We start from the raw sequence: 22,329 nt of genomic DNA, 5'->3' as shown, positions 1-22,329 counted from the left end.
CAATTACCCCAAAAGGCTGGTGTTCTGTTTGTGAATGAGCAGCATGGTGGCTGTATTGCCGAGGATGCGCTCGTTTGAAATCATCAACTGCGCCGAATGCGCGTCACGCAGATGGCGGCCGAGGCTGAAAGGCGTACCGTTCTTGTAGCCCATGATGCCGCAGACCAGCATGGCATGATTGATGATCTGAAGGATCGTCTGCGATGCGGCAATCTTGAGATTGTTCATCGCAATCGCAAAGCCCATCGAGGCCAGCTTGTCCGGATCGTGCTTTGCTTCGCGATAGGTCTTGAGGCAAGCGACGATTTCGGATTTCAGCATCTGAAGCATGTTGGACGCTTCGGCTACGCGCAGAGCGCCCGGCTGCGGCGCACCCGGATTGCGCTTCGCTGCGGCGCGCACGAATGCCTGCGCGCGGTTGACCGCATCGACGGCGATGCCATACCAGAGCGAACTCCACAGCGTATGCGACTGCGCCAGCATGGATTGGGCTGCGATTTCGGCAAAGGGATGCGGCAGGATCTGCACCTTGTCCGCCTCGCCACGGAATACAAAACCTTCCGAGCAGGTGCCACGCATGCCGAGCGTGTCCCAGTCATGGGTCTTTTCGAGCGTGTACTGGTCCTTCAGGAACACGGTCATCACCTGATCCGACGATGCGGCATCCTTGTGGGAGCGCGATGTGATCAGAATGGCATCCGCATAGGTACCATAGGAAATGACGGTGGCGTTCTTTTCCAGACGGCAGATATCACCTTCGACCTCGATGGCGCAGATCGAGTTGCGCAGATCGCCGCCAATGCCGCCTTCGGTCGTAGCCGAAGCAAGCAGCAGCTGGTCCTTTGCGACCTTGCGCATGAAGTCCCGGTGCCATTCAACCGTCTGGCCGTGCTCCACCAGACTTGAAAGCTTGATGTGATGCATGGCGAAAATCATTGCGCTCGATGCACAAGACTGACCAAGAACACAGCACAGCTCTGCAATCTGGTCGATCTCTGCACTCTCGCCGCCGAATTCGCTCGGCACCTGAATGCCCAGCAGACCTTCGGCCTTCATCGCATCGATTGCTTCACACGGGAAGCGGCCTTCCTTATCGACGCTATCGGAAAATTTACCCGCTATGGCCGCAACGCGGCCCACGCGCTCTGAAAGACTGTTTCCCGCCCCGGCATTCATTATGCGGCCTCTTTGTCCTTGAGAATTTGGGTGATCGTCTGTTCGATGGCCTTGATGCTCGCAAAAGATTTGCGATTGAGATACTGGTCTGGAAATTCGATGTCGAACTTGTCTTCCAGGCCAAGCATGAGCTGGACCGATGCAAAGGAGGACAGGCCCGCGCTGTAAAGGTCGGCATCGTCGGCGATGTCCGTCACCGGGCCCGGCAGGCCGCCGACCTTGGCCAAAAGTTCGCGAATGGATTCATTCATAGTTTAACTCCCTGCATATCCGCTCAAGTCGAAACTTCACGTCTGGGTTGACGCGATACACGATCTATCGAGCTTTCAAAAAAGCTGCGGTAACTGTTCGAAATTCTGCCCCTTTATGCAAGTGATATGTTGCGAATATTAGTTAATCCGCAAGCACACCATCGTGCGTCAGGCTTTATCTGCTCCCGCAAGCCTTTATTTTCTATTGACGCAACTGAATTGCGGCCCGGCTATTCTGCGGACGTGCTTATATAGTTAAATATTCGATGACAAGATGGGTGGCATTGCCCGTAAGGGTTGCGTCCTCTTTTGGTTAAAGAGGGCGGCGCGAATGCCGTGGTGCGGAAATCTGACCCGTATTGGTAGCAATCGCCATTTCAAAACTGTCGGCAATGCGCCGTGCCCGGTCTATGAAAATGATCGCGGCTTCCGGCGGGAAGATTTCGCGTGCGGTTGTCTCGAAAAGGTCGAGCCAACGGTCGAAATGTTCGTTCTTGAGTCCCAGTTTCAGATGTGGCGCCATGGGGCGGCCTTCATAATTGCCGGTCTTGAGAATAACCGACGACCAGAACGCGGCGATCTGTGCGATGTGATGATCCCAATCATGAACCGCATCGGCAAAGATCGGCCCGATGACTTCATCCTCGCGTGCGCGTCCATAGAAAGTGGCCACCAGTTTCTCGATTGAAACCGGATCGATGGACGGGTGAGGCTGGTTGATGAGAACAGTCATGATCGCTTGTCGATTGCCTTTCGCCGGGTAGCGGGCTTTGGGCCGGATATAGTCGCTGCGTCGGCCACAATCCAGTGAAGTGTTGCCGCATGGCCATCAACTTCCCGTTGGCGAAGCCGCTGCCACGATTTAATAGTCTAACTGTCTAATATAGTTGAGGGAGAGATGAATGCGGGTGTTTCTGCTTACGGGTCTGTTGACCCTGGCGACAACCGGGGCAGGCTTTGCTGCTTCGTGCGAACAGAATTTCAAGTCCGAGGGTGTTCCACTCGTAACAGCGATTAGCTATCGCTCGACACAAAGCTTTGCCGGTGTGAAATCGTCGACCGCCTTGCAGCGTCTGGCGCAAGCCGTCGCAGCCGAAGGCTTTTCTGGCATCAAGATCAACAAGCAGCTCGCTTCGATTGACGCGTTTCAGGAAACAACCGGATCGGGTCGCATCCAGACCTTGCGCGTCACTGCACGGGCGCAGGGTAAAGGCACTCGTGTCGATGCGATCTTCAGTATTCAGGCGGGGCAGGCGACCAGCAAGTCGGTGGTACGCGAAGGGCTTTGTCGCATCATCGCAGCTGCAGCGAATTAAAACTTATAGCCTGATGGCCATCGCCGTCAGGCTATCTTTTGCATCAATTCGATACGATTGCCGAACGGATCGTGGATGTAGCAACGCTCATAACCGTGCAGCGGCTCATCCCCGATGGTTTCGATGCCCGCTCGCGTCAGATGCGCGATCGTGTCATGGAGGTTATCGACCAGAAATGCAGGGTGTGCCTTGCGCGCAGGTGCGAAAGGGCGTTCGACGCCCAGATGAAGCCTGATTGCTCCATTCTCAAACCAGCAACCGCCGCGAGCCGCCAGATTCTCAGGCTTTGGAACTTCCGCAAAGCCGAGGGTCGAACCATAAAAATCGCGCGCTTTCTGCTCCTGACCTTCAGGCATTGCCAGTTGAACATGATCGAGAGCGATGATTTGCATGAAGGTGCCGACGTTAAATAATGACGCGCACAACATAAAGCGCATCGATAGCCGGTCAAGCTATAGGCATTTGACACAGATGTCTGGAGAGGGAGAACGATGGTAGCGGAGGAGGGATTCGAACCCCCGACACAAGGATTATGATTCCTCTGCTCTAACCTACTGAGCTACTCCGCCACGCGTCGCTTTACAGAGACAACTTCATGATCGCCGTTTCCGGTGGGACAAATCGTTGTTCCTGCAAGGAATGGCGGCGGTATATGTGCGGAATGAAATGCTGTCAAGCACTCTTCGCATAGCTTTCGTCTTGTTTTCTATCATTTGCACCGATAAGGAACTTGGCATCAGCAAAGGCATAGTTTTATGGCACCTCGTATTGCGGTTTTGGGTTGCGGCTATTGGGGCGGCAATCACATTCGTACCCTGAAGAGCCTCGGTGCCCTTCAGGCAGTCTCGGACTCAAGGGCAGAACAGGCGGAACGCTTCGCGACCGAGTTCAATGTTCCGAGCATTCCCGTCGATGAATTGTTCACGCATCCAGACATTGATGGCATCGTTCTGGCGCTGCCAGCTCAGTTTCATTCACAATATGCCATTCAGGCAGTGAAAAACGGCAAGGACGTTCTGGTCGAAAAGCCGATCGCGCTCGACATTCCGGCTGCAGAAGCCGAAGTGGAAGCTGCCCGCGAAAACGGTCGCGTGTTCATGGTTGGCCATGTGCTGCGTTTCCACCCGGCCTTCGAGAAGCTTCTCGACATGGTGAAAAGCGGTGAGCTCGGCGACATTCGCTATGTGCATTCGCATCGTGTCGGGTTCGGCAAGTTCCACAACGAGTTCGATGCCCTGTGGGATCTTGCGCCGCACGATCTTTCGATGATCCTGGCTATCACCGGGGAAGAACCGGGCGCGGTTCGCGGAGAGGGTGTTGCGACACTCGATCATCTCACCGACATCGCCCATCTTCATCTCGATTTTCCGAATGGCATCCGCGGCCACCTGTTTGCGTCGCGCCTGAATGCCTATCGTGAGCGCCGCCTGACCGTTACCGGCACAAAGGGCATGGCTGTCTTCGATGACGGCGAACCATGGGATCGCAAGCTTGCGCTCTACAGCCATGAAGTCTGGCGGGAAAACGACCAGTGGTCTTTCAAATCCGTCGAGCCTGTCTATATCCCGGTTGAGGAAGGCATGCCGCTGACACGCGAATTGCAGCATTTCCTGCATTGCATCGAGACGCGCGAAAAGCCGCGTACCGATGGCAAGGAAGCAATCAGTGTGCTGCGTATCCTCACGGAAGGCACTGTCCGGCACCCGCACTAAAGGGGAGCCGTGCGATCCGCGTCAACTGCGTCAAGCGGTGTTACAGGAATCGCAAAACTTTGAACGCTCTGGCCATAGCCGGGCAGGGCGCAAGCGAATAAATAGGTTGCCGAGGATTCGCATATCCATTTGTGCGGGCCAGATATATTGGAGCCAACATGCAGTTTATTGATCTTGGAGCGCAGCGCGCGCGTATCGAAGACCGTCTCAATGCCGCCATTTCCAAGGTTGTTGCGGAAGGCCGTTATATTCTTGGACCGGAAGTGGCCGAATTCGAAAAGAAGCTCGGTGAATATCTGGGCGTGGAACACGTCATCGCCTGCGCCAACGGCACCGACGCCTTGCAGATGCCCCTGATGGCACGCGGCATCGGTCCGGGTGATGCCGTCTTCGTTCCGTCTTTCACCTTCGCTGCCACGGCGGAAGTTGTTGCGCTGGTTGGCGCAGAGCCGGTGTTCATCGACGTAGACGCGGATACATACAATCTGAATATCGAACAGCTTGAAGCTGCCATCGCCGCTATCCGTAAGGAAGGCCGTCTGCAGCCGAAAGCGATTATCCCGGTCGATCTGTTCGGTCTGGCTGCTGACTATAACCGCATCAGCGCCATCGCTGACCGCGAAGGCCTGTTCGTCATCGAAGACGCTGCACAGTCGATCGGCGGCAAGCGTGACAATGTCATGTGTGGTGCTTTCGGCCATGTCGGCGCGACGAGCTTCTATCCGGCCAAGCCTCTCGGCTGCTATGGCGACGGCGGTGCCATGTTCACCAACGACGCCGAACTGGCCGATACGCTGCGCTCGGTCCTGTTCCACGGTAAGGGCGAAACCCAGTACGACAATGTCCGTATCGGCATCAACTCGCGTCTCGATACGATCCAGGCTGCGGTCCTTCTGGAAAAGCTTGCGATCCTGGAAGACGAAATGGAAGCACGTGACCGCATCGCCAAGCGCTACAACGAAGCGCTGAAGGATGTCGTCAAGGTTCCCGCCCTTCCGGCTGGCAACCGTTCGGCATGGGCTCAGTATTCCATCGAGAGCGAAAACCGTGACGGCCTGAAGGCGCATCTTCAGGCGGAAGGCATTCCTTCGGTCATCTATTATGTGAAGCCGCTGCACCAGCAGACGGCATACAAGCATTACCCGGTTGCGCCGGGTGGACTTCCGGTTTCGGAAAGCCTGCCGAACCGCATTCTGAGCCTGCCGATGCACCCCTATCTGTCGGAAGCCGATCATGACAAGATCATCGGCGCCATCCGTGGTTTCCACGGAAAGAAGGCCTGATCTATCTCAACCTCATTGACGAAAAACCCGGCGAAAGCCGGGTTTTTTATTTGTCATGCCTGTAAGTTCAATTGCCAGGAAACGCCGTATTTGTCCTTGATCCAGGCGAAAAGCTTGCTGAACCCGTAATTGTCGAGCGGCATCAGCGTCTCACCACCTTCTGAAAGCTTTTCAAAAACGCTGGTCAGGCTTTCCTCATCATGGAAATCGACGAACAGCGATATGGATGGATTGAAATCGAACTGATGCGGAATGGGGCTGTCGATGACGATCAGCCGGTGTTCGGCAAAGGTCACACGCGCAATCTGCACCTTGCCGGGACTGCCGCTCGCTTCGTCATAGATTTTGATCGACTCGATCAGGAAGTCGGGAAAGATCGAACGATATGTTTCCAGAGCTGCGCCTGCACTGCCCTGAAACATGAGATGGGTGCAAACCTGTGTCATTCAGAAAGCGTAACACGGCCCCGCCAGTTTCGGCAATCGGGCTGTTATAGCAGGGCGCTAAGATGCTAACGCATCACGCCCTGAGAATGCTCAATCGCCGCACGGGCTTAACCAAGTCTCGATGAGTCAAACGCAACGAGACTTGGTATTAAAGGTTCTTTTTCATGATCCGCTTATCGATGCGCGCAGCGATGAAGCGGGCGATGGCAGGGCCTGCCAGAAGCACGATGAAGAAGCGGCTGGTCTGCATCGCGATGATGAAGGGCAGGTCGACATTGCTTGATGCTGCGATGATTGCGACCGTATCGGCGCCGCCCGGACTGGTAGCGAGATAGGCGGTCAGCGGATCGAGTCCCAGCACGTGACCGAGTGCCATGCCGAACAGTCCGCAAACGGCAATGAGGAGCAGCGTGGATGTCAGCACCGCTGGAAAAGCCCGCGCGGCATGAGCGATGATGGCGCGTGAGAAGCCAAGGCCGATGCGCCAGCCGATAAGCAGGTAGCTTACCGCGAGCAGCCATGGTGGCAGGTCGATGGTGATGAAACCGGTGTCCTGAAGCAGTGCGCCCAGTATAAGCGGCACGAGCATGGCGCCGGTGGGGATGCGGAGAATTTCTCCAAGGAACGAGCCGCCGACAATCAGAAGCACTGTCGGGCCGAGGGTGGACCAGTCGATGGGCGGAAACCAGACGATTTCGACAGGCGCAACGGTCTCCACGCCTGTGCTGAGGCGCAGGACGAGCGAAGCGGCTGTGGCGACCAGCACTACACGCAGATATTGCATGAAGGCGACGAGACGAGCATCGGCTCCATGGGCTTCGGCCATCAGCGTCATTGCGGTGGCAGCGCCCGGAGAAGATCCCCATACAGCAGTTGTTCCGGGCAGGATGCGAAACCGCGCGAGCAGATAGCCGATAAAAGTGCTGGTAAACAGCACATAGCCGACGGAGAGCAGGATAACGGGCAGGTGTTGCCCCATGCTGGTGAAAAACTCCGCCGTGATCGAACGGGCGATAAGGCAGCCGACAACGCCTTGGGCTAACAGCGACAGCCAGCGATGAACCCGCAAGGTGCTTTCGCCTGCAGCCATCAGGATTGCGCCGAGCATCGCGCCAAGGAGCATGGCGGCAGGTAGCTGCAGCACTTCCCCTGCAAAAATCAGAATAGCGGAAAACACAGCCAGCAAGACCCATTGGATTGGCTTGGCTCTGTTCCTGAAACTGAATTTGCTTGGGGTCGAATTCGGCCCTGAGGGGGAGGTTTTCTGCATTGCCCTTCCTCACTACATCTGGGGAGGAAGCTATGCAAATCCGATTTTACTCGGGAAATATTGATTTCTAAATATCAATATACTGAGGAAAATGAGGTGCTTGCAGCAAACGGCAAGACGCCGCTTTTCCACAAAAGCAGCGTCTTGAATTTCCGTATGGCCGCTTCGATCAGCCGATCATGGCGCGGCGCTGGTTGACAGGGCGCTCGATCACTTCCCGCGGAGCCTTGCCACCGTCGCGTTCTTCGAGCGCTTCGGCTTTCGTCAGTTCGGTTTCCGCAGCCGACAATTCGGCTTCGGCCGCTTCCTTCCGGGACATCAGGTCGCGAATCGATACGAAGAGATTGTCGCGCCGCTGGCGTGCCGCCTTGGCGAAGGTCGGATAAGCGAAATGATTGATGTCAGTGATGCCAGCTTTTTTCTCTTCCGATAGAATCTGGGCGTCGAGTTCTCCGGCCATCCGTTCGAACTCGCCGATCATCAGGTCGAGCTGGCCCAGTTGACGGCGTTTTTCCTTCACCTGGAACAGTTTCAGCCTGACTAGGCTTTCACGTGGCTTCATACGCAATACTCCTTGAACACCAACCAGCTTCATGTGTTGGGGCGTTCCCCCCGACTTTATTAACAGGTGTAAACGAGCAAAACGCACCCGATCCACCGCCGAATCTCCTTGCGAATCCAAGCCCCTAAAGGGGAAATCATCGCAGCCGTTCTTCCGAAAGGGCTCAACAAGCGAAACAAAAAGTTAAGAATTCGCTCGTTTGGTAACCATTCCTTTACCGGCGAAGTTAATCATACGCGTTAGGACTTAAGGCTCGGTAAACCTCGTGTGGTTTTTCGGCAACAGGCGAAAGCTAGAGTCAGATGAATCGCTTAGCGAAGATTCTTAATGCGATGCTTTAGAGTCATCAGAATGAGAATGTCTTTATGATTCAGGCGCGTAAGAGAATTTTCTAAACAGGGCAGAAATATGCTTGCCAAGCAGAATCATATTTTGTTAACCATTTGCTGGCACCTTCATGCACAGGCAACGATAGTTCCGTGTGCTGCCGTGAGGGACATCGGGTCGGCTGCGGAAAGGGGATAAGAGATGCGCGTCCTTTTGATTGAAGACGACAGTGCTATCGCACAGAGCATCGAGTTGATGCTTAAGTCCGAGAGTTTTAATGTCTACACGACCGATCTGGGCGAAGAAGGCATCGATCTCGGCAAGCTATATGATTACGATATCATCCTGCTGGACTTGAACCTGCCGGATATGTCTGGTTACGAAGTTCTTCGCACCTTGCGTCTGTCCAAGGTGAAGACGCCGATCCTTATCCTTTCCGGCATGGCCGGTATCGAGGACAAGGTTCGCGGTCTGGGCTTCGGCGCCGATGACTACATGACCAAGCCGTTCCACAAGGACGAGCTGATCGCACGTATTCATGCGATTGTGCGCCGTTCGAAGGGACATGCTCAGTCGGTCATCACGACGGGCGACCTGGTGGTCAATCTGGATGCGAAGACGGTCGAAGTTTCCGGCCAGCGTGTTCACCTGACCGGCAAGGAATACCAGATGCTGGAGCTTCTTTCGCTCCGCAAGGGTACGACGCTCACCAAGGAAATGTTCCTCAACCATCTCTATGGTGGCATGGACGAACCGGAACTGAAGATCATCGACGTCTTCATCTGCAAGCTGCGCAAGAAGCTTGACGCTGTTTCCGGTAGCCAGAGCTACATCGAGACTGTCTGGGGTCGCGGCTATGTGCTGCGTGAGCCGGATGCGGAAATGCGCGAAAGCGCCTGATCGGCAACAGGCTTCGAAATGTAAAAAGCTCCGCTTCGGCGGAGCTTTTGCTTTTTGGGGACTGCTTTCGGATTTAGGCGGACAGGATGCCTGAAAATTGTTCGGTGAGATAGGCGCGGTCAAACGGCTTCAGGATGTAGCCATTGGCGCCTGCGCGCTTCGCCCGCATAATGCGGGTCACATCGAGTTCATAAAGACACAGGATGATGCGGGGGCGGTCGCCGCCCGGCATGGCGCGGAGCTCGGTTACGACCTCCAGCGCTGTCATGTCCGGAAGGTCATAGTCGAGCAGAACGACGTCTGGCATGCGCGCAAAACAGGTTTCGAGCGCTTCCCGGCCGGTTGAGGCCTCAGCAAATTCTGCAATGGTTTCGGAAAGGACGCGGCGCGCGACTTTGCGAATGACGGAGGAATCGTCGACCAGCAGGCAACAACCTGTCATTGGTTCATTCGCCATGCAGTCCCCCTCCACAAATGCGTGTTGGCTGTCACGCCTTCGCTGAATATCTTCTGACGCACATCTCACTGGAAATGCGTTGCCTGACTGATAGAGGGTTTTATGACTGTTTGCCAGTGTGAGCGCGGGTCGGCCCCGCGCTCAGGGGCGCTTATTCAGCAGAAAATACGATGTCTTCCGCAGTGGCGTGGATGGAAATCTTCATACCGGCTTCTTCGGCCAGAAGCAGAGTGTAGTAAGGCTGGACGGAATGGGCGTCGATCGGCTCTTCCGGGGCAGCACCCGAGTGAAGCTCAAGGAACTTCGGTGGAACGCGCAGCATACGACCCTTCACGGTGATGACGAAGCGCGGTTCGGTATCTCCGCCTTCGAGGCGCACAGCCAGTGAGCCGCCACGTGGTATGGCTGCATTGCCGATCAGAAGCATGTTCAGAAGCAGCTTGACCTTGTTCTTGGGCAGAAGGACACGCGTGCCTTCCCAGGTGAATTCCGGCTTTTCGTTCTTGAAATATTCAGTGGCGACGTTCTGTGCATCGCCTGTGTCTATCTGCACGCCAGCCGAACCTGCAGCGCCAAAAGCGATGCGGGCAAACTGAAGGCGGGCGGAGGCATTGCGGGCGCTCGACTTGATGAGCGCCATGGCGTCTTCGTCGGCTCCGCCTTCTTCCAGCAGTTCCAGGCCGTTATTGATCGCGCCAACCGGCGAAATGATGTCATGACAGATCCTGCTGCACAGAAGCGCACCGAGGTCGAGCGCAGAAAGGGTAACGGGCATTGGCATGGCGTTTTCTCCGGAACGCGGATCGATCCCGCTCGTCCGAGCGTATTGGATGAGCAGACCGTTATCGGTTGACGAGACAGTTCGCAAAGCCAGAGTTTGCGCGCTGCATGAAGGTGGGCGAATCGCCCGGAATATCGATTTAACTGGATACACGCGCCATCGGACCGCCGCAACAAAGCTCTCTTTTCGGTTCTTTCGGGCTCGGGCATTCCCTCACATCAGTGTGAAAAGCTGGAAATCGTATGCCTTCGTAAAGCCAATTTCGATGCTTAAAGGTTTGGACAATAAATTCGGGTCTAAAATAGGCGCGATTCGACCGAAATGTCCGTAAGAGACGTGGTCTGGCTTTTAACAGGGCCGTCAGACAGAGGAGCGGAGAGCCAAAAGGAATTTTACATGGCCATACAATCCCTGTCGCAAATCAGATTCCGCAATGCGGCGTGCTTCGTTGCGTTTTTTGCGGCGCTGTTTGTTTCTTTCATCGCTCTGCCAAATCAGGCCAGAGCACAGAACACATACACTGCCGAGGAAATCGTCGAATCTGGTCACAGGTTCTTCGGGTCGACTTCGGGTGGCATCGCAAGCGCGGTCGAAAAGGCGTTCCAGAGTTTTGGTCTGCCCAACGGCTATATTCTTGGTGAAGAAGGCTCCGGCGCTTTCATCGGTGGCCTGACCTACGGCGAAGGCACGCTCTATACCAAGAACGCAGGCGACCATAAGACCTACTGGCAAGGCCCCTCGCTTGGCTGGGATTTCGGCGGGCAGGGTTCTCGTGTGATGATGCTCGTCTACAATCTCGACGACATCCAGAACCTTTACGGTCGTTATGCCGGTGTTGCAGGCTCTGCCTATGTCATTGCGGGTGTCGGCTTCAACGTCCTGAAACGCGAGAACATCATGCTGGTGCCGATCCGCACCGGTGTGGGCGCGAGGCTGGGCGTGAATATCGGTTATCTGAAGCTGTCCGCTGCGCCGACGTGGAATCCGTTTTAAGGATTAGTTGCGCATAGGTGTCTTTTCAGCCGGAGATTGTTTTAGCTGGCTGGAAAGACGGTCGATTGCGCACTATGAATAGGAAATACTTGTCTGAAACCGTTCGGGCCTATTTGAAATCGTGATCCAGTCCGCTCTCTTTTTCATATTCGGCGTTCTTGTGACAGTTTTCGTCGTGGTTCTGCTCGGCCCTTCGGTCTGGCGCCGCGCCTTTTTTCTGGCGCGCCGGCAGGTTCAGGCGGAACTGCCGATAACGCTGGCCGAGATACGTGCCGACCGCGACGGGTTGCGCGCCGAACACGCCGTTGCGGTCAGCCGTCAGGAACAATTGCTGAAGCTCGAACGCCACAAGAACGCGGAACAGAAGGTGACGCTCGCCCGGCAATATGAAGAGCTGAAACGCATTCCGCTGCTCGAAGAAAGCCAGGCTGAGATCGACAAGCAACTGGAAGAGCACGAGCGGGTGACGAAAGAAGCCGAGACGGCGCGTGACACGGCGCTGGAAAAGGCAGAAATCCTCCAGGCGGAACTGGAACGGATGCAAAGCCACTACAGCGCGCTCGAGGGACTGGCCGATACCTTGCGTATCGAAATAAGTGGAAGCGAGACGGAGTACAGCCGTCTGACAAACGAGATGACTGAAATGCGTCGAGATCGCAAGGAAGCCGCAGCACGTTACAACGAAGTTTCGACCCAGTTGACCTCTGCACAAACGGAACTGAAAAGCGAAAAGCGGCGCAATGGTGAACTGCAGCAGAAGCTTGAAAAGCTGATATCCGAGCTTTCCGACGCGCAGGAAAAAATCGAGCGCTATAGCCGTAAGAATGCTGGCGCGAGTGACAGCCCCGAGTTGGCCGAAATCGAACGCGAGAATGCAGCGCTTCGTGAAGAAATGGCCGTGCTCGCCGCCCGCATGGTGGCTGCGACCGCTGAAAAAGAAGGACCGGAATCTCCGATCCATTCAATTCTTGAAGCGGCAGAAAAATCTGACACAGGAAAAGACAAGAAATCCGGCCCCAAAAGTCTGGCGCGCCGCATTCGCGACCTGCAATAGAGCATTTCCAGTTTAAATCGAATCGTTGGAAATGCTCTATCTCTTTGTTTTTACGTGCATCTTTATCCCATTGTTGCGAAATCAGAAATCAGCCCAGTGGACTGATTTCCCCGCGAAGGCGGTTCCCACTTTTGGGAGACATGCTTTAGTTCAGCGATTATTCCTTGCCGAAAACATCCGACCAGTCGGGATGACGCATCGCCTGCGCGTGCATGAAGCTGCAGCGCGGGATGATTTTCCATCCGCTGCGCCGCGCGTCCAGAACGGCATTCTTGGCAAGCGCCTGCGCGACGCCTTTGCCACGCATCGTATCCGGCACGAAAGTGTGGTCGATGGAAATCAATGAGGGACCAAGCTTCGTATAGGTCATTTCGGCTTCGCTGCCGTCAAGAACAGCCGCATAGCGTCCGCCGTCGGAGCTGTCTTCCTTGCGAATCTCGATAGTCCCGCTCATGCCATCCTCCTGAACAAATACGTGTCCTGATCAACGCATCAAGTTCACAACATAGGAACGGAATGTGCAAATAAAAACCGGCCACGTGGGCCGGTTTTCGATTTGTCGATCCATGACAAGCGCGGAAGATATTGCTCCACCGAGGCCATGATCCCCGTCCTTCCAAAACCTGTCCCGGTTTTGGCGAGACAGGTCTTAGTGACGATATTGTTGTATTCTGGTGGTCCTGAGACCGGCGAGACCATGCTCGTCGATCGAGGATTGCCAGCCAAGAAACTCCTCCACCGTCAATGTATAACGCTGGCATGCCTCCTCAAGGCTCAGAAGTCCGCCGCGAACAGCAGCGACAACTTCGGCCTTGCGGCGGATGACCCAGCGCCTTGTATTGGCGGGGGGAAGGTCCGCGATGGTCAGCGGGCTGCCATCAGGACCGATAACATATTTTATACGCGGTCTTACCAGATCGGTCATTGTACTCTCTACACAACACTCAAGGACCTAATCGAGTGTGAGACTAACGCGACAGCTTTAAAAATTACCTAAGCAGCTGGTAACTCTCTGGTAAGACTTGGAAAAATTTTCGTTTTCGCCCTATTGCCGGCGTTTTTGCGACATATGTCTGGAAAACCTCACGGGGAAGTGTGCCTTGCCTGTCGCAATCTGGACAATGATTGTTCCCGGACCCTTGGCAAATTGCCGCACTTTAGCCTATATAGGGCGCAGAAATCTAAATTTTGAGAAGCAGGGCGTATGCCCGGAAGCTGGAATCAATCATGAGCCTGAACAGCCTCGATCTGCCGGGAAAGCCGGAAGACACGCGCGTTGTCGTCGCCATGTCGGGCGGCGTCGATTCATCTGTTGTGGCCGGGATTCTCAAACGTGAAGGTTACGATGTCGTTGGCGTGACGCTGCAGCTTTATGATCATGGCGCAGCCGTTCATCGCGCTGGTTCCTGCTGTGCGGGACAGGACATCGAAGATGCCCGCCGCGTTTCGGAAAGTCTCGGCATTCCGCATTATGTGCTCGATTACGAAGCGCGTTTCCGCGAAGCTGTGATCGATCCATTTGCGAATTCCTATGTCAGCGGCGAAACACCGATTCCATGCGTCTCCTGTAACCAGACGGTCAAGTTCGCCGATCTTCTCCAGACCGCACGCGATCTTGGCGCCGACGCGCTGGCGACAGGGCATTACATTCGCAGCCGCGCCAATGGTGCGCACCGTGCGCTTTATCGTCCGGTCGATACGGATCGCGACCAGAGCTATTTCCTGTTTGCAACCACGCAGGAGCAGATCGATTATCTGCGCTTCCCGCTCGGTCATCTGCCGAAGGCACAGGTGCGTGAAATTGCAGAGGAAATGGGCCTGACTGTTGCCAAGAAACAGGACAGCCAGGATATTTGCTTCGTGCCGCAGGGCAAATATTCCGACATTATCTCCAAACTGAAGCCGGAAGCGGCCAATCCCGGCGATATTGTCCATATCGATGGCCGTACGCTCGGCCGCCACGATGGCATTGTACACTACACCGTTGGCCAGCGCCGTGGCATTGGCGTTGCCACGGGTGAACCGCTTTATGTCGTGCATCTTGATGCCGCCAATGCGCGGGTTATCGTCGGTCCGCGTGAAGCGCTGGAAACGCACAAAGTCTTCCTGCGCGACATCAACTGGCTGGGCGATGCGCCGATCAGCGATTTGCCTGAAGGCGGAACGGAAGTATTCGCGAAGGTTCGCTCGACTCGACCGCCACGCCCTGCCGTGCTGCGCCATGCCGATGGCCAGACCTGGGTTGAGCTGGTCGATGGTGAAAGCGGTATCGCTCCGGGACAGGCCTGTGTGCTTTATTCCGATGAAAGCAACACTGCGCGCGTCTTTGGCGGCGGCTTTATTGGCCGTTCGGAACGCGAGCCGCAGGCAGAAGAGATGTTGCGCCGCCTTGTCGCCAACACGGCAAGTGCCTCGGCAGCTTGAAGCTTTTTCTGATCGATGAATGAAAAGCGGGTGCGAGAGCATCCGCTTTTTTTATGTGTGTCAGCAAGATGCTATCTCAGTTAGAGCATTCGTTGTTATGCATGTCTTTATTCCGAATCCGGTTTCCACTTTCGAGATACATGCTCCAGAGTTTGAAAGCGACAAACGGGAAGTCAATTGCACTGGCTGCGTCTAAGCTCATAGTGAGCGGTATTTTGAGCGCGTTTTGATCCGGCCGAATCAGATCGGCGCTCCAACTTTTTGTTTTGATGCGCATCTTATCCGAAAACCGTTTCACGCTTTTCGGGATGCACTCCAAGCTTTGGCTTCAGAGGTCTTGAAGATGACGGCGCAGAAAATGATGGGGTGGAAGGAATGGGCGATGCTTCTTGTTCTTTCCGTTCTCTGGGGCGGTTCATTCTTCTTCAACGGCATTGCTGTTCGAGAATTGCCGCCTTTCAGTATCGTCACGCTACGGGTGGGGCTGGCTGCGCTCGCTTTGGTCGTATTGATTCGCATGATGGGCCTGTCGCTGCCAAAAGACCGCCGTGTATGGCTGGCGTTTTTCGGAATGGGCTTTCTCAATAATCTGCTGCCTTTCTGTCTCATCGTCTGGGGGCAGACCCAGATTGCCAGCGGGCTGGCTTCCATCCTCAATGCCACGACACCGCTCTTCGGCGTCATTGTTGCGCATTTTCTGACGGTGGATGAAAAGATCACCAGGAACAAGATTGCTGGCGTTTTGATCGGCTTTTGCGGTGTAGCAATCATGATCGGACCCGATGCCATCAGCGGGCTTGGAGGCAATCTGTGGCCGCAGCTTGCGGTTCTGTGTGCTGCTTTTTCTTATTCGCTGGCGGGAATTTTCGGTCGTCGCTTCAAAGCGATGGGGGTCGCGCCGTTGATAACCGCTACCGGCCAGGTGACGGCCACGACCGTCATGCTCATTCCGGTGGCTTTGTTGGTCGATCATCCCTGGACGCTGGCCGCTCCGAGCGCGGCAGTCTGGGGAGCGCTGGCCGGTATTGCGCTTCTTTCAACAGCACTCGCTTATGTTCTCTTTTTCCGTATTCTTTCGACGGCGGGCGCGGTCAATCTCATGCTGGTGACGTTTCTCATTCCCGTTAGTGCAATCCTGCTCGGAGTGCTCTTTCTTGGCGAGACTTTGCAAGCCAAGCATTTGATCGGCATGGCAATGATCGCCGCAGGATTGGCAGCCATCGACGGCCGGTTGATAGCAGCGGTATTGCCATCGTCAGGCCAACGAGAAATCTACTGAAACTTGCTGAAGCGCGACAAGGCGATGCCGGATGCGGTTGCAACATTCAGGCTGTCGAACGCAGTGGACATGGGAATTCGCGCTGTTTGCAGCTTCTCAAGCAGGCGTGGCGGTAATCCTTCGCCTTCCGTGCCGAGCAGGAGCGCCTGTCGGCCGTACTTGGTCGCATCGTAGACACTGAGCGACGATGACGGGCTGAGCGCAAGCAGGTTGAAGTCGGCATCGCCCAGCGCAGCGATGATCTCATCAATGCTTCCACCGTGGAAATAGGGAACTTTCAGCGTGGCGCCGACCGATACCCGAATAGCCTTGCGGTAAAGCGGGTCGCAGCACGTATCGTCCATCAGGACGCAGTCGGCTTCGAAAGCGGCGGCATTGCGGAAGATCGAACCGACATTGTCGTGATTGGAAATGCCGCACAAAACGACGACGAGTGATTTTGCGGGCAGGGTATCCAGCATTGCCTGAAGGCTTGGCGGCGTCTTGCGACGGCCTACTGCAAGAATGCCGCGATGGACATGAAATCCCGCGACCGCGTCCATAACAGTTTGTGGAACGGAATAGACAGGAACCTCTGAGGGCAATTGGCTGAGTTGTTCGCCGAGGCCCGCAAGCCGGTTCTCCAGAACGAGCAGTGATTCTGTCTCAAAACGTGCCGAAGATGAGAACAGAACGTTCAGAACCACTTTACCTTCAGCGATAAACCGCTGCTGGCGTCCTACAAGATCCTTTTCGCGAATATCGCGATAAGGGGACAAGCGGATGTCGTTCGGATCGTCGATCTGCTGGACGCAGCCGTGCGAATGAGTGTCTTGGTTCATCGCACGGCTGTGACCTCATGTGATTATGCGTGAGCGACTGCCGCCAGATTATGTCTGCGCGGTGTTGGACTCATATACAGACTTGAAAGTGTCGACAACATCAACTCGATATGCGGCGAAGAGACCATATAATAGATGGTCTGCGCGTCGCGACGGGTAGAAACGAGGTCAAGGGCTCGCAATTTTGCCAGGTGCTGAGACAAGGCGGATTGGCTAAGGTCAATCGCCTTGGCAAGCGCACCTACCGACATTTCATTATGAAGCAACTTACATAAAATTAGTAATCGCTTATTGTTAGCAAGTGCCGACAGGAAGTCGGCAGCCTGATCTACATTTTCAATTAAATCAAAGAAAGTATTCTCGTTGCTCATTTGCCGTCATACCCCCGTAAGACTCGACAAAGTTAAAAATATACATGCGAATTTTCATAAGCATGCATATTGAAAATAATGCCATATGCAGAATTTGAAAAGCCCTTGCTTATATTCAATCCAGTATAAAGACGTGCAATTTCGTCCCAAAAAAAATGCGGTTTTGTTTCAGGGGGCTTTATTTACTGTTTGGTCAGTGCTGTAACAGCTTCCCTTACGGAAGGTGGATTCGAAGGAAAAACGTAACGCAGAACAAGGTCGCCATTGGCGATGTCGACGCCATCCGGATCCAATCCTATCACCTTCTGCTGATCTTTGACGGTTCCTGCTTTTAAAAGCTGTTGAGCAATTTGCGCAATTTTTGGTGCGTGATACTCGTTCATGCTGTCGAGCGCATTTTGCTCGCTTTCGGCAAAGTCCGCGCTGATCGACGCTGCGCAGAGCAAGTCGTCCTGTGTCAGGTTGAATGCCTTGCCAAAGCCACCATTCAAGCTGGCGCTTTCCAGTTCAAGCCGGAAAAAGACAAAGTCTCCGAGATCCAAATAAAGCGAACCCTTCGGATTGTGATTGAGATAGCGTCGCCGAATGCGGGGGTAGTCAGCCGCTGTTCTCTCAACTTTCCGGGCCTGACAATGAAGCGTGACGCGCGCATGGGCGAGGGGGTCTCCCTTGCCAACCTCGCCGAGCAGAAGCGAGCAGGCCGGGTTTGCCAGCAGCCCCGGTGTGTGTGCCGCCAATCCGGAAACCAGAATGAGAGGCGTTCCGTCCATATCCGTCGCTACGGAGACACGACTTGCCAGTGGCCTGCCGGTCGCAGCGTCGAAAACGGCGATGGCACCGTAGCGCGATGTCCGCAACAGGGTTTTGGCAAGCTGAATGGCTTCAGGCGTGGTCGGGCGAATTGGATTGGTTTCAGGCATGGCTGTCAGACTCAAATATGACTCATATTGTCCACTTAGTACTGTGCCTTATTCGATAGAGCCAGCGAATTCGGTGGAGTCCTTATGCCGGACGTTCAAAACTGCAAGCAATTTCCGATTGATCGGGCGCATTGATGTCGCGCCTGAGTCGGTGATGCATAAGTTGCATTATCCCATGCAAAATGCGTGCGAATAATATTATAAATCAAGGGGCTTTAGCGCAATATTTCGAAATTGTATCGATTGATGGAATAAAAATCTAACCATTGGGGCCAAAACCCGTTGAGAATGAGAACTGGTTCTACAGATTGCGCTTGCAAAGTGACAGTCCACGCGTTTCGATAAGCGCAAGCTGCGGGCAATGGGGTGCGCGCGGCATGCTTTTCCGTGGAGGCGGACAATAATGAAATTCTACCAAAAACTCCTGGCAGCAACCGCGCTGGTGGCTCTGATGAGCGGTGCTGCATCGGCAAAGACCTTTGTATATTGCTCGCCGGCTTCGCCTGAAGGCTTCGATCCGGCTGCCTATACCGGCGGCGATACGTTCGATGCCTCGGCGCATCCGGTCTACAACCGCCTTGCCGAATTCGAAAACGGAACGACGAAAGTTGTGCCGGGTCTCGCAGAAAGCTGGGATGTTTCCGCCGATGGTCTGGAATACACCTTCCATCTGCGCAAGGGCGTCAAGTTCCATTCGAACGACTATTTCACGCCGACCCGTGATTTCAACGCCGACGACGTGATTTTCTCGTTTGATCGCATGCGCAACAAGGACAATCCTTGGCACCAGTACACCGCTGGCATCACCTACGAATATTTCGACAGCATGGAAATGGGTGCGCTGATCAAGGAAATCACCAAGGTTGACGATTATACCGTCAAGTTTGTGCTGAACCGTCCAGAAGCACCGTTCCTCGCAAATATCTCGATGCCTTTCGCTTCGATCATTTCGAAGGAATACACGGACAAGCTTGCCGCCGACGGCAAGAAGGACGATCTCAATCAGGTTCCGGTCGGTACTGGTCCTTTCCAGTTCGTCGCCTACCAGAAGGACGCCGTCGTCCGCTTCAAGGCCAACGAAAACTATTGGGGTGGCAAGCCGAAGATCGACGATCTCGTCTTCGCAATCACGACCGATCCTGCTGTTCGCGCGCAGAAGCTCAAGGCTGGCGAATGCCACCTGATGTCCTATCCTGCTCCGGCAGACATCAAGGGCCTGCAGGCCGATTCCAACCTCAAGGTTGACGAACAGGCTGGCCTCAATGTGGCTTACTTCGCGTACAACACGCTGAAGGCACCTTATGACAAGCCGGAAGTGCGCAAGGCGCTGAACCAGGCTATCAACAAGCAGGCCATCGTCGATGCCGTGTTCCAGGGTCAGGGCCAGGTTGCCAAGAACCCGATCCCGCCGACAATGTGGGGCTACAACGACAAGGTCGAGGACGACAAGTACGATCCGGAAGCTGCCAAGAAGGCTCTCGAAGCCGCTGGCGTCAAGGATCTGAAGATGAAGCTGTGGGCCATGCCTGTCAGCCGTCCGTACATGCCGAACGCACGTCGTACTGCTGAACTCATGCAGTCCGATCTGGCCAAGGTTGGCGTCAGCGCTGAAATCGTTTCGATGGAATGGGGTGAATATCTCAAGAAGTCGTCCGACAAGGACCGCGACGGCTCCGTCATCCTCGGCTGGACCGGTGACAACGGCGATCCGGACAACTTCCTGGGTACGCTTCTCGGCTGCGCCGGTGTTGGCAATAACAACCGCGCCCAGTGGTGCTACAAGCCGTTCGAAGACCTGATCCAGAAGGCCAAGGTTTCGACCAGCCAGGAAGAGCGCACGAAGCTTTACGAAGAAGCACAGGTAATCTTTAAGGAGCAGGCTCCTTGGAATACGCTTGCTCACTCGACGGTCTTTGTGCCGATGTCGGCCAAGGTTACGGGCTTCAAACAGAGCCCGCTCGGCGATTATCGCTTCGAAGACGTTGATATTTCCGAGTAAAATCTGACAACACAAGCGGCCGGGTGTAGGGTGATCCCCTGCACCCGGTCGGAGTTTTTGTATGTTCCGTTTCATATTCAACAAACTCGTCTATCTGGTTCCGACCTTCATAGGCATTACAATCGTAGCCTTCGCCTTCGTCCGGGTTCTTCCCGGCGATCCTGTGCTTCTGATGGCCGGCGAACGCGGCGTAAGCCCTGAGCGCCATGCCGAGCTGATGGCGCAACTTGGGTTCGATCGCCCGATCTGGCAGCAATATCTGGACTATGTCTGGCACCTGCTGCATGGCGATTTCGGTCAGTCTCTGGTGACCAAGAAGCCTGTTCTCGTCGAATTTTTCGCGCTGTTTCCTGCAACTGTCGAGTTGTCCATCTGCGCGATCATCGTGGCTATTCTCCTTGGCATTCCTGCCGGCGTCATCGCTGCTGTCAAGCGCGGTTCGTGGTTCGATCAGGGCCTGATGGGCATTTCGCTGGTCGGTTATTCGATGCCGATTTTCTGGTGGGCGCTGCTGCTCATCATTTTCTTCTCGGGCGTGCTGCAGTGGACACCGGTTTCCGGTCGTATATCGCTGCTCTACTATTTTCCGTCGGTGACAGGATTCATGCTGATCGACAGCCTGCTGTCGGGCCAGAAGGGGGCTTTCGCCTCGGCGGTTTCGCATCTCATTCTGCCGACCATCGTGCTTGCGACCATTCCGCTCGCTGTTATTGCGCGTCAGACCCGCTCCGCCATGCTGGAAGTTTTAGGCGAGGACTATGTGCGCACCGCTCGCGCCAAGGGCCTGCCGGTTCGTCGCGTTGTCGGACTGCACGCACTTCGCAACGCGATGATCCCTGTTATCACGACCATCGGCCTGCAGGTCGGTGTTCTGATGGCCGGTGCGATCCTGACCGAGACGATCTTCTCATGGCCCGGTATCGGCAAATGGATGCTCGATTCCATTTTCCGTCGCGATTATCCGGTCGTGCAAAGCGGACTGCTGCTGATTGCATTCATCATCATGCTGGTGAATCTGGTCGTGGATCTGCTGTACGGCCTTATCAATCCGCGTATCCGGCACAAGTGAGGGTATCATGACACACTCAGCTATTCAGCCGGAAGCCGCGAGCGACATTGGCAAGATGCGTGCGCTGAAGGACTTCTGGTTTTATTTCAGCGTCAACCGTGGCGCTGTGATCGGTCTTTTCGTATTTCTCGCGATTATTCTGGTGGCGATCTTCGCTCCATTGATTGCGCCGCACGGTCCTACGGATCAGTTCCGTGAATTCCTCAAGGTTCCGCCCTTCTGGGAAGATGGTGGTTCGACCCAGTTCCTCCTCGGTACTGACGAAGTGGGGCGCGATATTCTGTCCCGCCTGATCTATGGCGCGCAATATTCGCTGCTCGTGGGCTTTGTCATTGTCATCATTTCGATGTGCCTCGGCATCACCATCGGCCTTATCACCGGCTATTTCGGTGGCGGCGTCGATACGGTGTTCATGCGCATCATGGACGTTATCCTGGCATTCCCGTCGCTGCTGCTGGCGTTGGTTCTGGTGGCGATCCTCGGGCCGGGTCTGATCAATGCCGTTCTGGCGATCACGCTGGTTCTGCTGCCGCACTTCTCGCGTCTCACCCGCGCTGCCGTCATGGCGGAAAAGGAACGCGAATATGTGACCGCGGCCAAGCTTGCCGGTGCAAGCAAGCTGCGCCTGATGTTCAAGACGATTCTGCCGAACTGCCTTGCTCCGCTTGTGGTGCAGGCAACGATGTCGTTTTCCAACGCCATCCTCGACGTGGCGGCGCTCGGCTTCCTCGGCATGGGCGCACAGCCGCCGACACCGGAATGGGGCACCATGCTGGCATCGGCGCGCGAGTTCATCACCAGCGCCTGGTGGATTGTTACCTTCCCGGGTCTGGCAATCCTGATCACTGTTCTCGCCATCAACCTGATTGGCGACGGTCTGCGCGATGCGCTTGACCCGAAACTGAAGAGGAGCTGATC

At 55.1% G+C, this 22,329-nt stretch carries 25 protein-coding genes and 1 tRNA gene; 11 read left to right on the top strand and 15 right to left on the bottom strand.

The window, feature by feature from the left end:
* Positions 1–3: 3 nt before the first annotated feature.
* From ABDF71_RS11415 to ABDF71_RS11405, 3 genes are all read right to left on the bottom strand, one after another.
* The gene (locus tag ABDF71_RS11415) at positions 4–1,176 is read right to left on the bottom strand and encodes an acyl-CoA dehydrogenase family protein (protein ID WP_010659545.1); all 1,173 of its coding nucleotides are present in this window, start codon (positions 1,174–1,176) and stop codon (positions 4–6) included.
* Positions 1,176–1,427, bottom strand: a complete 252-nt coding sequence (locus tag ABDF71_RS11410; protein ID WP_006467457.1) for an acyl carrier protein — start codon at positions 1,425–1,427, stop codon at positions 1,176–1,178. The genes ABDF71_RS11415 and ABDF71_RS11410 overlap by 1 nt, the downstream gene beginning before the upstream one ends.
* Positions 1,428–1,740: 313 nt before the next feature.
* Positions 1,741–2,160 (bottom strand): group III truncated hemoglobin, encoded by a 420-nt coding sequence (locus ABDF71_RS11405; RefSeq protein ID WP_010659546.1) that lies wholly within the window; start codon positions 2,158–2,160, stop codon positions 1,741–1,743.
* A gap of 169 nt (positions 2,161–2,329) precedes the next feature.
* On the opposite strand from ABDF71_RS11405, the gene ABDF71_RS11400 reads away from it, so the two are divergent.
* Positions 2,330–2,743 (top strand): hypothetical protein, encoded by a 414-nt coding sequence (locus tag ABDF71_RS11400; RefSeq protein WP_010659547.1) that lies wholly within the window; start codon positions 2,330–2,332, stop codon positions 2,741–2,743.
* Positions 2,744–2,769: 26 nt separating this feature from the next.
* Here the strand turns inward: ABDF71_RS11400 and ABDF71_RS11395 are convergent, their stop codons facing one another.
* Together ABDF71_RS11395 and ABDF71_RS11390 are read right to left on the bottom strand one after the other, a co-directional pair.
* Positions 2,770–3,135 (bottom strand): VOC family protein, encoded by a 366-nt coding sequence (locus ABDF71_RS11395; protein WP_010659548.1) that lies wholly within the window; start codon positions 3,133–3,135, stop codon positions 2,770–2,772.
* Between the two features lie 100 nt (positions 3,136–3,235).
* Positions 3,236–3,312: transfer RNA gene (locus tag ABDF71_RS11390), tRNA-Met, on the bottom strand.
* Between the two features lie 186 nt (positions 3,313–3,498).
* Here ABDF71_RS11390 and ABDF71_RS11385 point away from each other — a divergent pair.
* Positions 3,499–4,455: a Gfo/Idh/MocA family protein gene (locus tag ABDF71_RS11385; RefSeq protein ID WP_010659549.1), complete on the top strand. Its 957-nt coding sequence runs from the start codon at positions 3,499–3,501 to the stop codon at positions 4,453–4,455.
* Between the two features lie 158 nt (positions 4,456–4,613).
* Entirely contained in the window at positions 4,614–5,738 is a 1,125-nt protein-coding gene (locus tag ABDF71_RS11380; RefSeq protein WP_010659550.1) for a DegT/DnrJ/EryC1/StrS family aminotransferase, read from the top strand.
* 53 nt (positions 5,739–5,791) lie between these two features.
* Here ABDF71_RS11380 and ABDF71_RS11375 read toward each other — a convergent pair whose 3' ends face one another.
* From ABDF71_RS11375 to ABDF71_RS11365, 3 genes are all read right to left on the bottom strand, one after another.
* Positions 5,792–6,184, bottom strand: coding sequence for a VOC family protein (locus tag ABDF71_RS11375; RefSeq protein WP_012091620.1), 393 nt, complete (start codon positions 6,182–6,184; stop codon positions 5,792–5,794).
* Between the two features lie 148 nt (positions 6,185–6,332).
* Positions 6,333–7,454, bottom strand: a complete 1,122-nt coding sequence (locus tag ABDF71_RS11370; protein WP_029929194.1) for an AbrB family transcriptional regulator — start codon at positions 7,452–7,454, stop codon at positions 6,333–6,335.
* 169 nt (positions 7,455–7,623) lie between these two features.
* Entirely contained in the window at positions 7,624–8,016 is a 393-nt protein-coding gene (locus ABDF71_RS11365) for a flagellar export protein FliJ (RefSeq protein ID WP_500061558.1), read from the bottom strand.
* Positions 8,017–8,544: 528 nt separating this feature from the next.
* On the opposite strand from ABDF71_RS11365, the gene ctrA reads away from it, so the two are divergent.
* Positions 8,545–9,243, top strand: a complete 699-nt coding sequence (gene ctrA / locus ABDF71_RS11360) for a response regulator transcription factor CtrA (protein WP_010659553.1) — start codon at positions 8,545–8,547, stop codon at positions 9,241–9,243.
* Positions 9,244–9,316: 73 nt separating this feature from the next.
* Here ctrA and ABDF71_RS11355 read toward each other — a convergent pair whose 3' ends face one another.
* Both ABDF71_RS11355 and chpT read right to left on the bottom strand, forming a co-directional pair.
* Entirely contained in the window at positions 9,317–9,700 is a 384-nt protein-coding gene (locus ABDF71_RS11355) for a response regulator (protein ID WP_125300039.1), read from the bottom strand.
* A 151-nt stretch (positions 9,701–9,851) separates the two neighbouring features.
* Positions 9,852–10,481 carry a histidine phosphotransferase ChpT gene (chpT, locus tag ABDF71_RS11350; RefSeq protein ID WP_006467394.1) on the bottom strand — a complete coding sequence of 210 codons (630 nt, stop codon included), beginning with the start codon at positions 10,479–10,481 and terminating at the stop codon, positions 9,852–9,854.
* Between the two features lie 396 nt (positions 10,482–10,877).
* Here chpT and ABDF71_RS11345 point away from each other — a divergent pair, with 396 nt between their 5' ends.
* On the top strand, positions 10,878–11,474 hold the full coding sequence (locus ABDF71_RS11345; RefSeq protein WP_010659556.1) for a DUF1134 domain-containing protein: 597 nt from the start codon (positions 10,878–10,880) through the stop codon (positions 11,472–11,474).
* A gap of 145 nt (positions 11,475–11,619) precedes the next feature.
* Entirely contained in the window at positions 11,620–12,528 is a 909-nt protein-coding gene (locus ABDF71_RS11340; RefSeq protein WP_029376051.1) for a coiled-coil domain-containing protein, read from the top strand.
* Between the two features lie 157 nt (positions 12,529–12,685).
* On the opposite strand, the gene ABDF71_RS11335 is transcribed toward ABDF71_RS11340, so the two are convergent.
* Both ABDF71_RS11335 and sciP read right to left on the bottom strand, forming a co-directional pair.
* Positions 12,686–12,982, bottom strand: a complete 297-nt coding sequence (locus ABDF71_RS11335) for a GNAT family N-acetyltransferase (protein WP_010659558.1) — start codon at positions 12,980–12,982, stop codon at positions 12,686–12,688.
* 195 nt (positions 12,983–13,177) lie between these two features.
* Entirely contained in the window at positions 13,178–13,453 is a 276-nt protein-coding gene (sciP, locus tag ABDF71_RS11330; RefSeq protein ID WP_010659559.1) for a CtrA inhibitor SciP, read from the bottom strand.
* A gap of 302 nt (positions 13,454–13,755) precedes the next feature.
* Between sciP and mnmA the strand changes: the two genes are divergently transcribed.
* Positions 13,756–14,952: a tRNA 2-thiouridine(34) synthase MnmA gene (gene mnmA, locus ABDF71_RS11325; RefSeq protein ID WP_192800297.1), complete on the top strand. Its 1,197-nt coding sequence runs from the start codon at positions 13,756–13,758 to the stop codon at positions 14,950–14,952.
* A 343-nt stretch (positions 14,953–15,295) separates the two neighbouring features.
* The gene (locus tag ABDF71_RS11320; protein ID WP_010659562.1) at positions 15,296–16,231 is read left to right on the top strand and encodes a DMT family transporter; all 936 of its coding nucleotides are present in this window, start codon (positions 15,296–15,298) and stop codon (positions 16,229–16,231) included.
* Here ABDF71_RS11320 and ABDF71_RS11315 read toward each other — a convergent pair.
* The 3 genes from ABDF71_RS11315 to ABDF71_RS11305 all read right to left on the bottom strand — a co-directional run bounded on the left by ABDF71_RS11315 (position 16,225) and on the right by ABDF71_RS11305 (position 18,343).
* Positions 16,225–17,052, bottom strand: coding sequence for a TrmH family RNA methyltransferase (locus tag ABDF71_RS11315; protein WP_010659563.1), 828 nt, complete (start codon positions 17,050–17,052; stop codon positions 16,225–16,227). The two genes, ABDF71_RS11320 and ABDF71_RS11315, sit on opposite strands and share 7 nt — an antisense overlap.
* A gap of 23 nt (positions 17,053–17,075) precedes the next feature.
* A complete protein-coding gene (locus ABDF71_RS11310) occupies positions 17,076–17,423 on the bottom strand; it encodes an ArsR/SmtB family transcription factor (protein WP_010659564.1) in 348 nt (115 codons plus the stop codon).
* 182 nt (positions 17,424–17,605) lie between these two features.
* Entirely contained in the window at positions 17,606–18,343 is a 738-nt protein-coding gene (locus ABDF71_RS11305) for a HugZ family pyridoxamine 5'-phosphate oxidase (RefSeq protein ID WP_500061665.1), read from the bottom strand.
* A gap of 403 nt (positions 18,344–18,746) precedes the next feature.
* On the opposite strand from ABDF71_RS11305, the gene ABDF71_RS11300 reads away from it, so the two are divergent.
* From ABDF71_RS11300 to ABDF71_RS11290, 3 genes are all read left to right on the top strand, one after another.
* Entirely contained in the window at positions 18,747–20,342 is a 1,596-nt protein-coding gene (locus ABDF71_RS11300; RefSeq protein WP_010659566.1) for an ABC transporter substrate-binding protein, read from the top strand.
* A gap of 61 nt (positions 20,343–20,403) precedes the next feature.
* Positions 20,404–21,411 (top strand): ABC transporter permease subunit, encoded by a 1,008-nt coding sequence (locus ABDF71_RS11295; RefSeq protein WP_500061557.1) that lies wholly within the window; start codon positions 20,404–20,406, stop codon positions 21,409–21,411.
* A 7-nt stretch (positions 21,412–21,418) separates the two neighbouring features.
* A complete protein-coding gene (locus ABDF71_RS11290; protein ID WP_151615366.1) occupies positions 21,419–22,327 on the top strand; it encodes an ABC transporter permease subunit in 909 nt (302 codons plus the stop codon).
* Positions 22,328–22,329: the final 2 nt, after the last annotated feature.

This window comes from Ochrobactrum sp. WV_118_8, from assembly GCF_039631535.1.
GTDB classification, from domain to species: Bacteria; Pseudomonadota; Alphaproteobacteria; order Rhizobiales; family Rhizobiaceae; genus Brucella; species Brucella anthropi.
The sequence above is the reverse complement of the archived record's forward strand: the minus strand, read 5'-3'. Positions and strand labels throughout refer to the sequence as shown.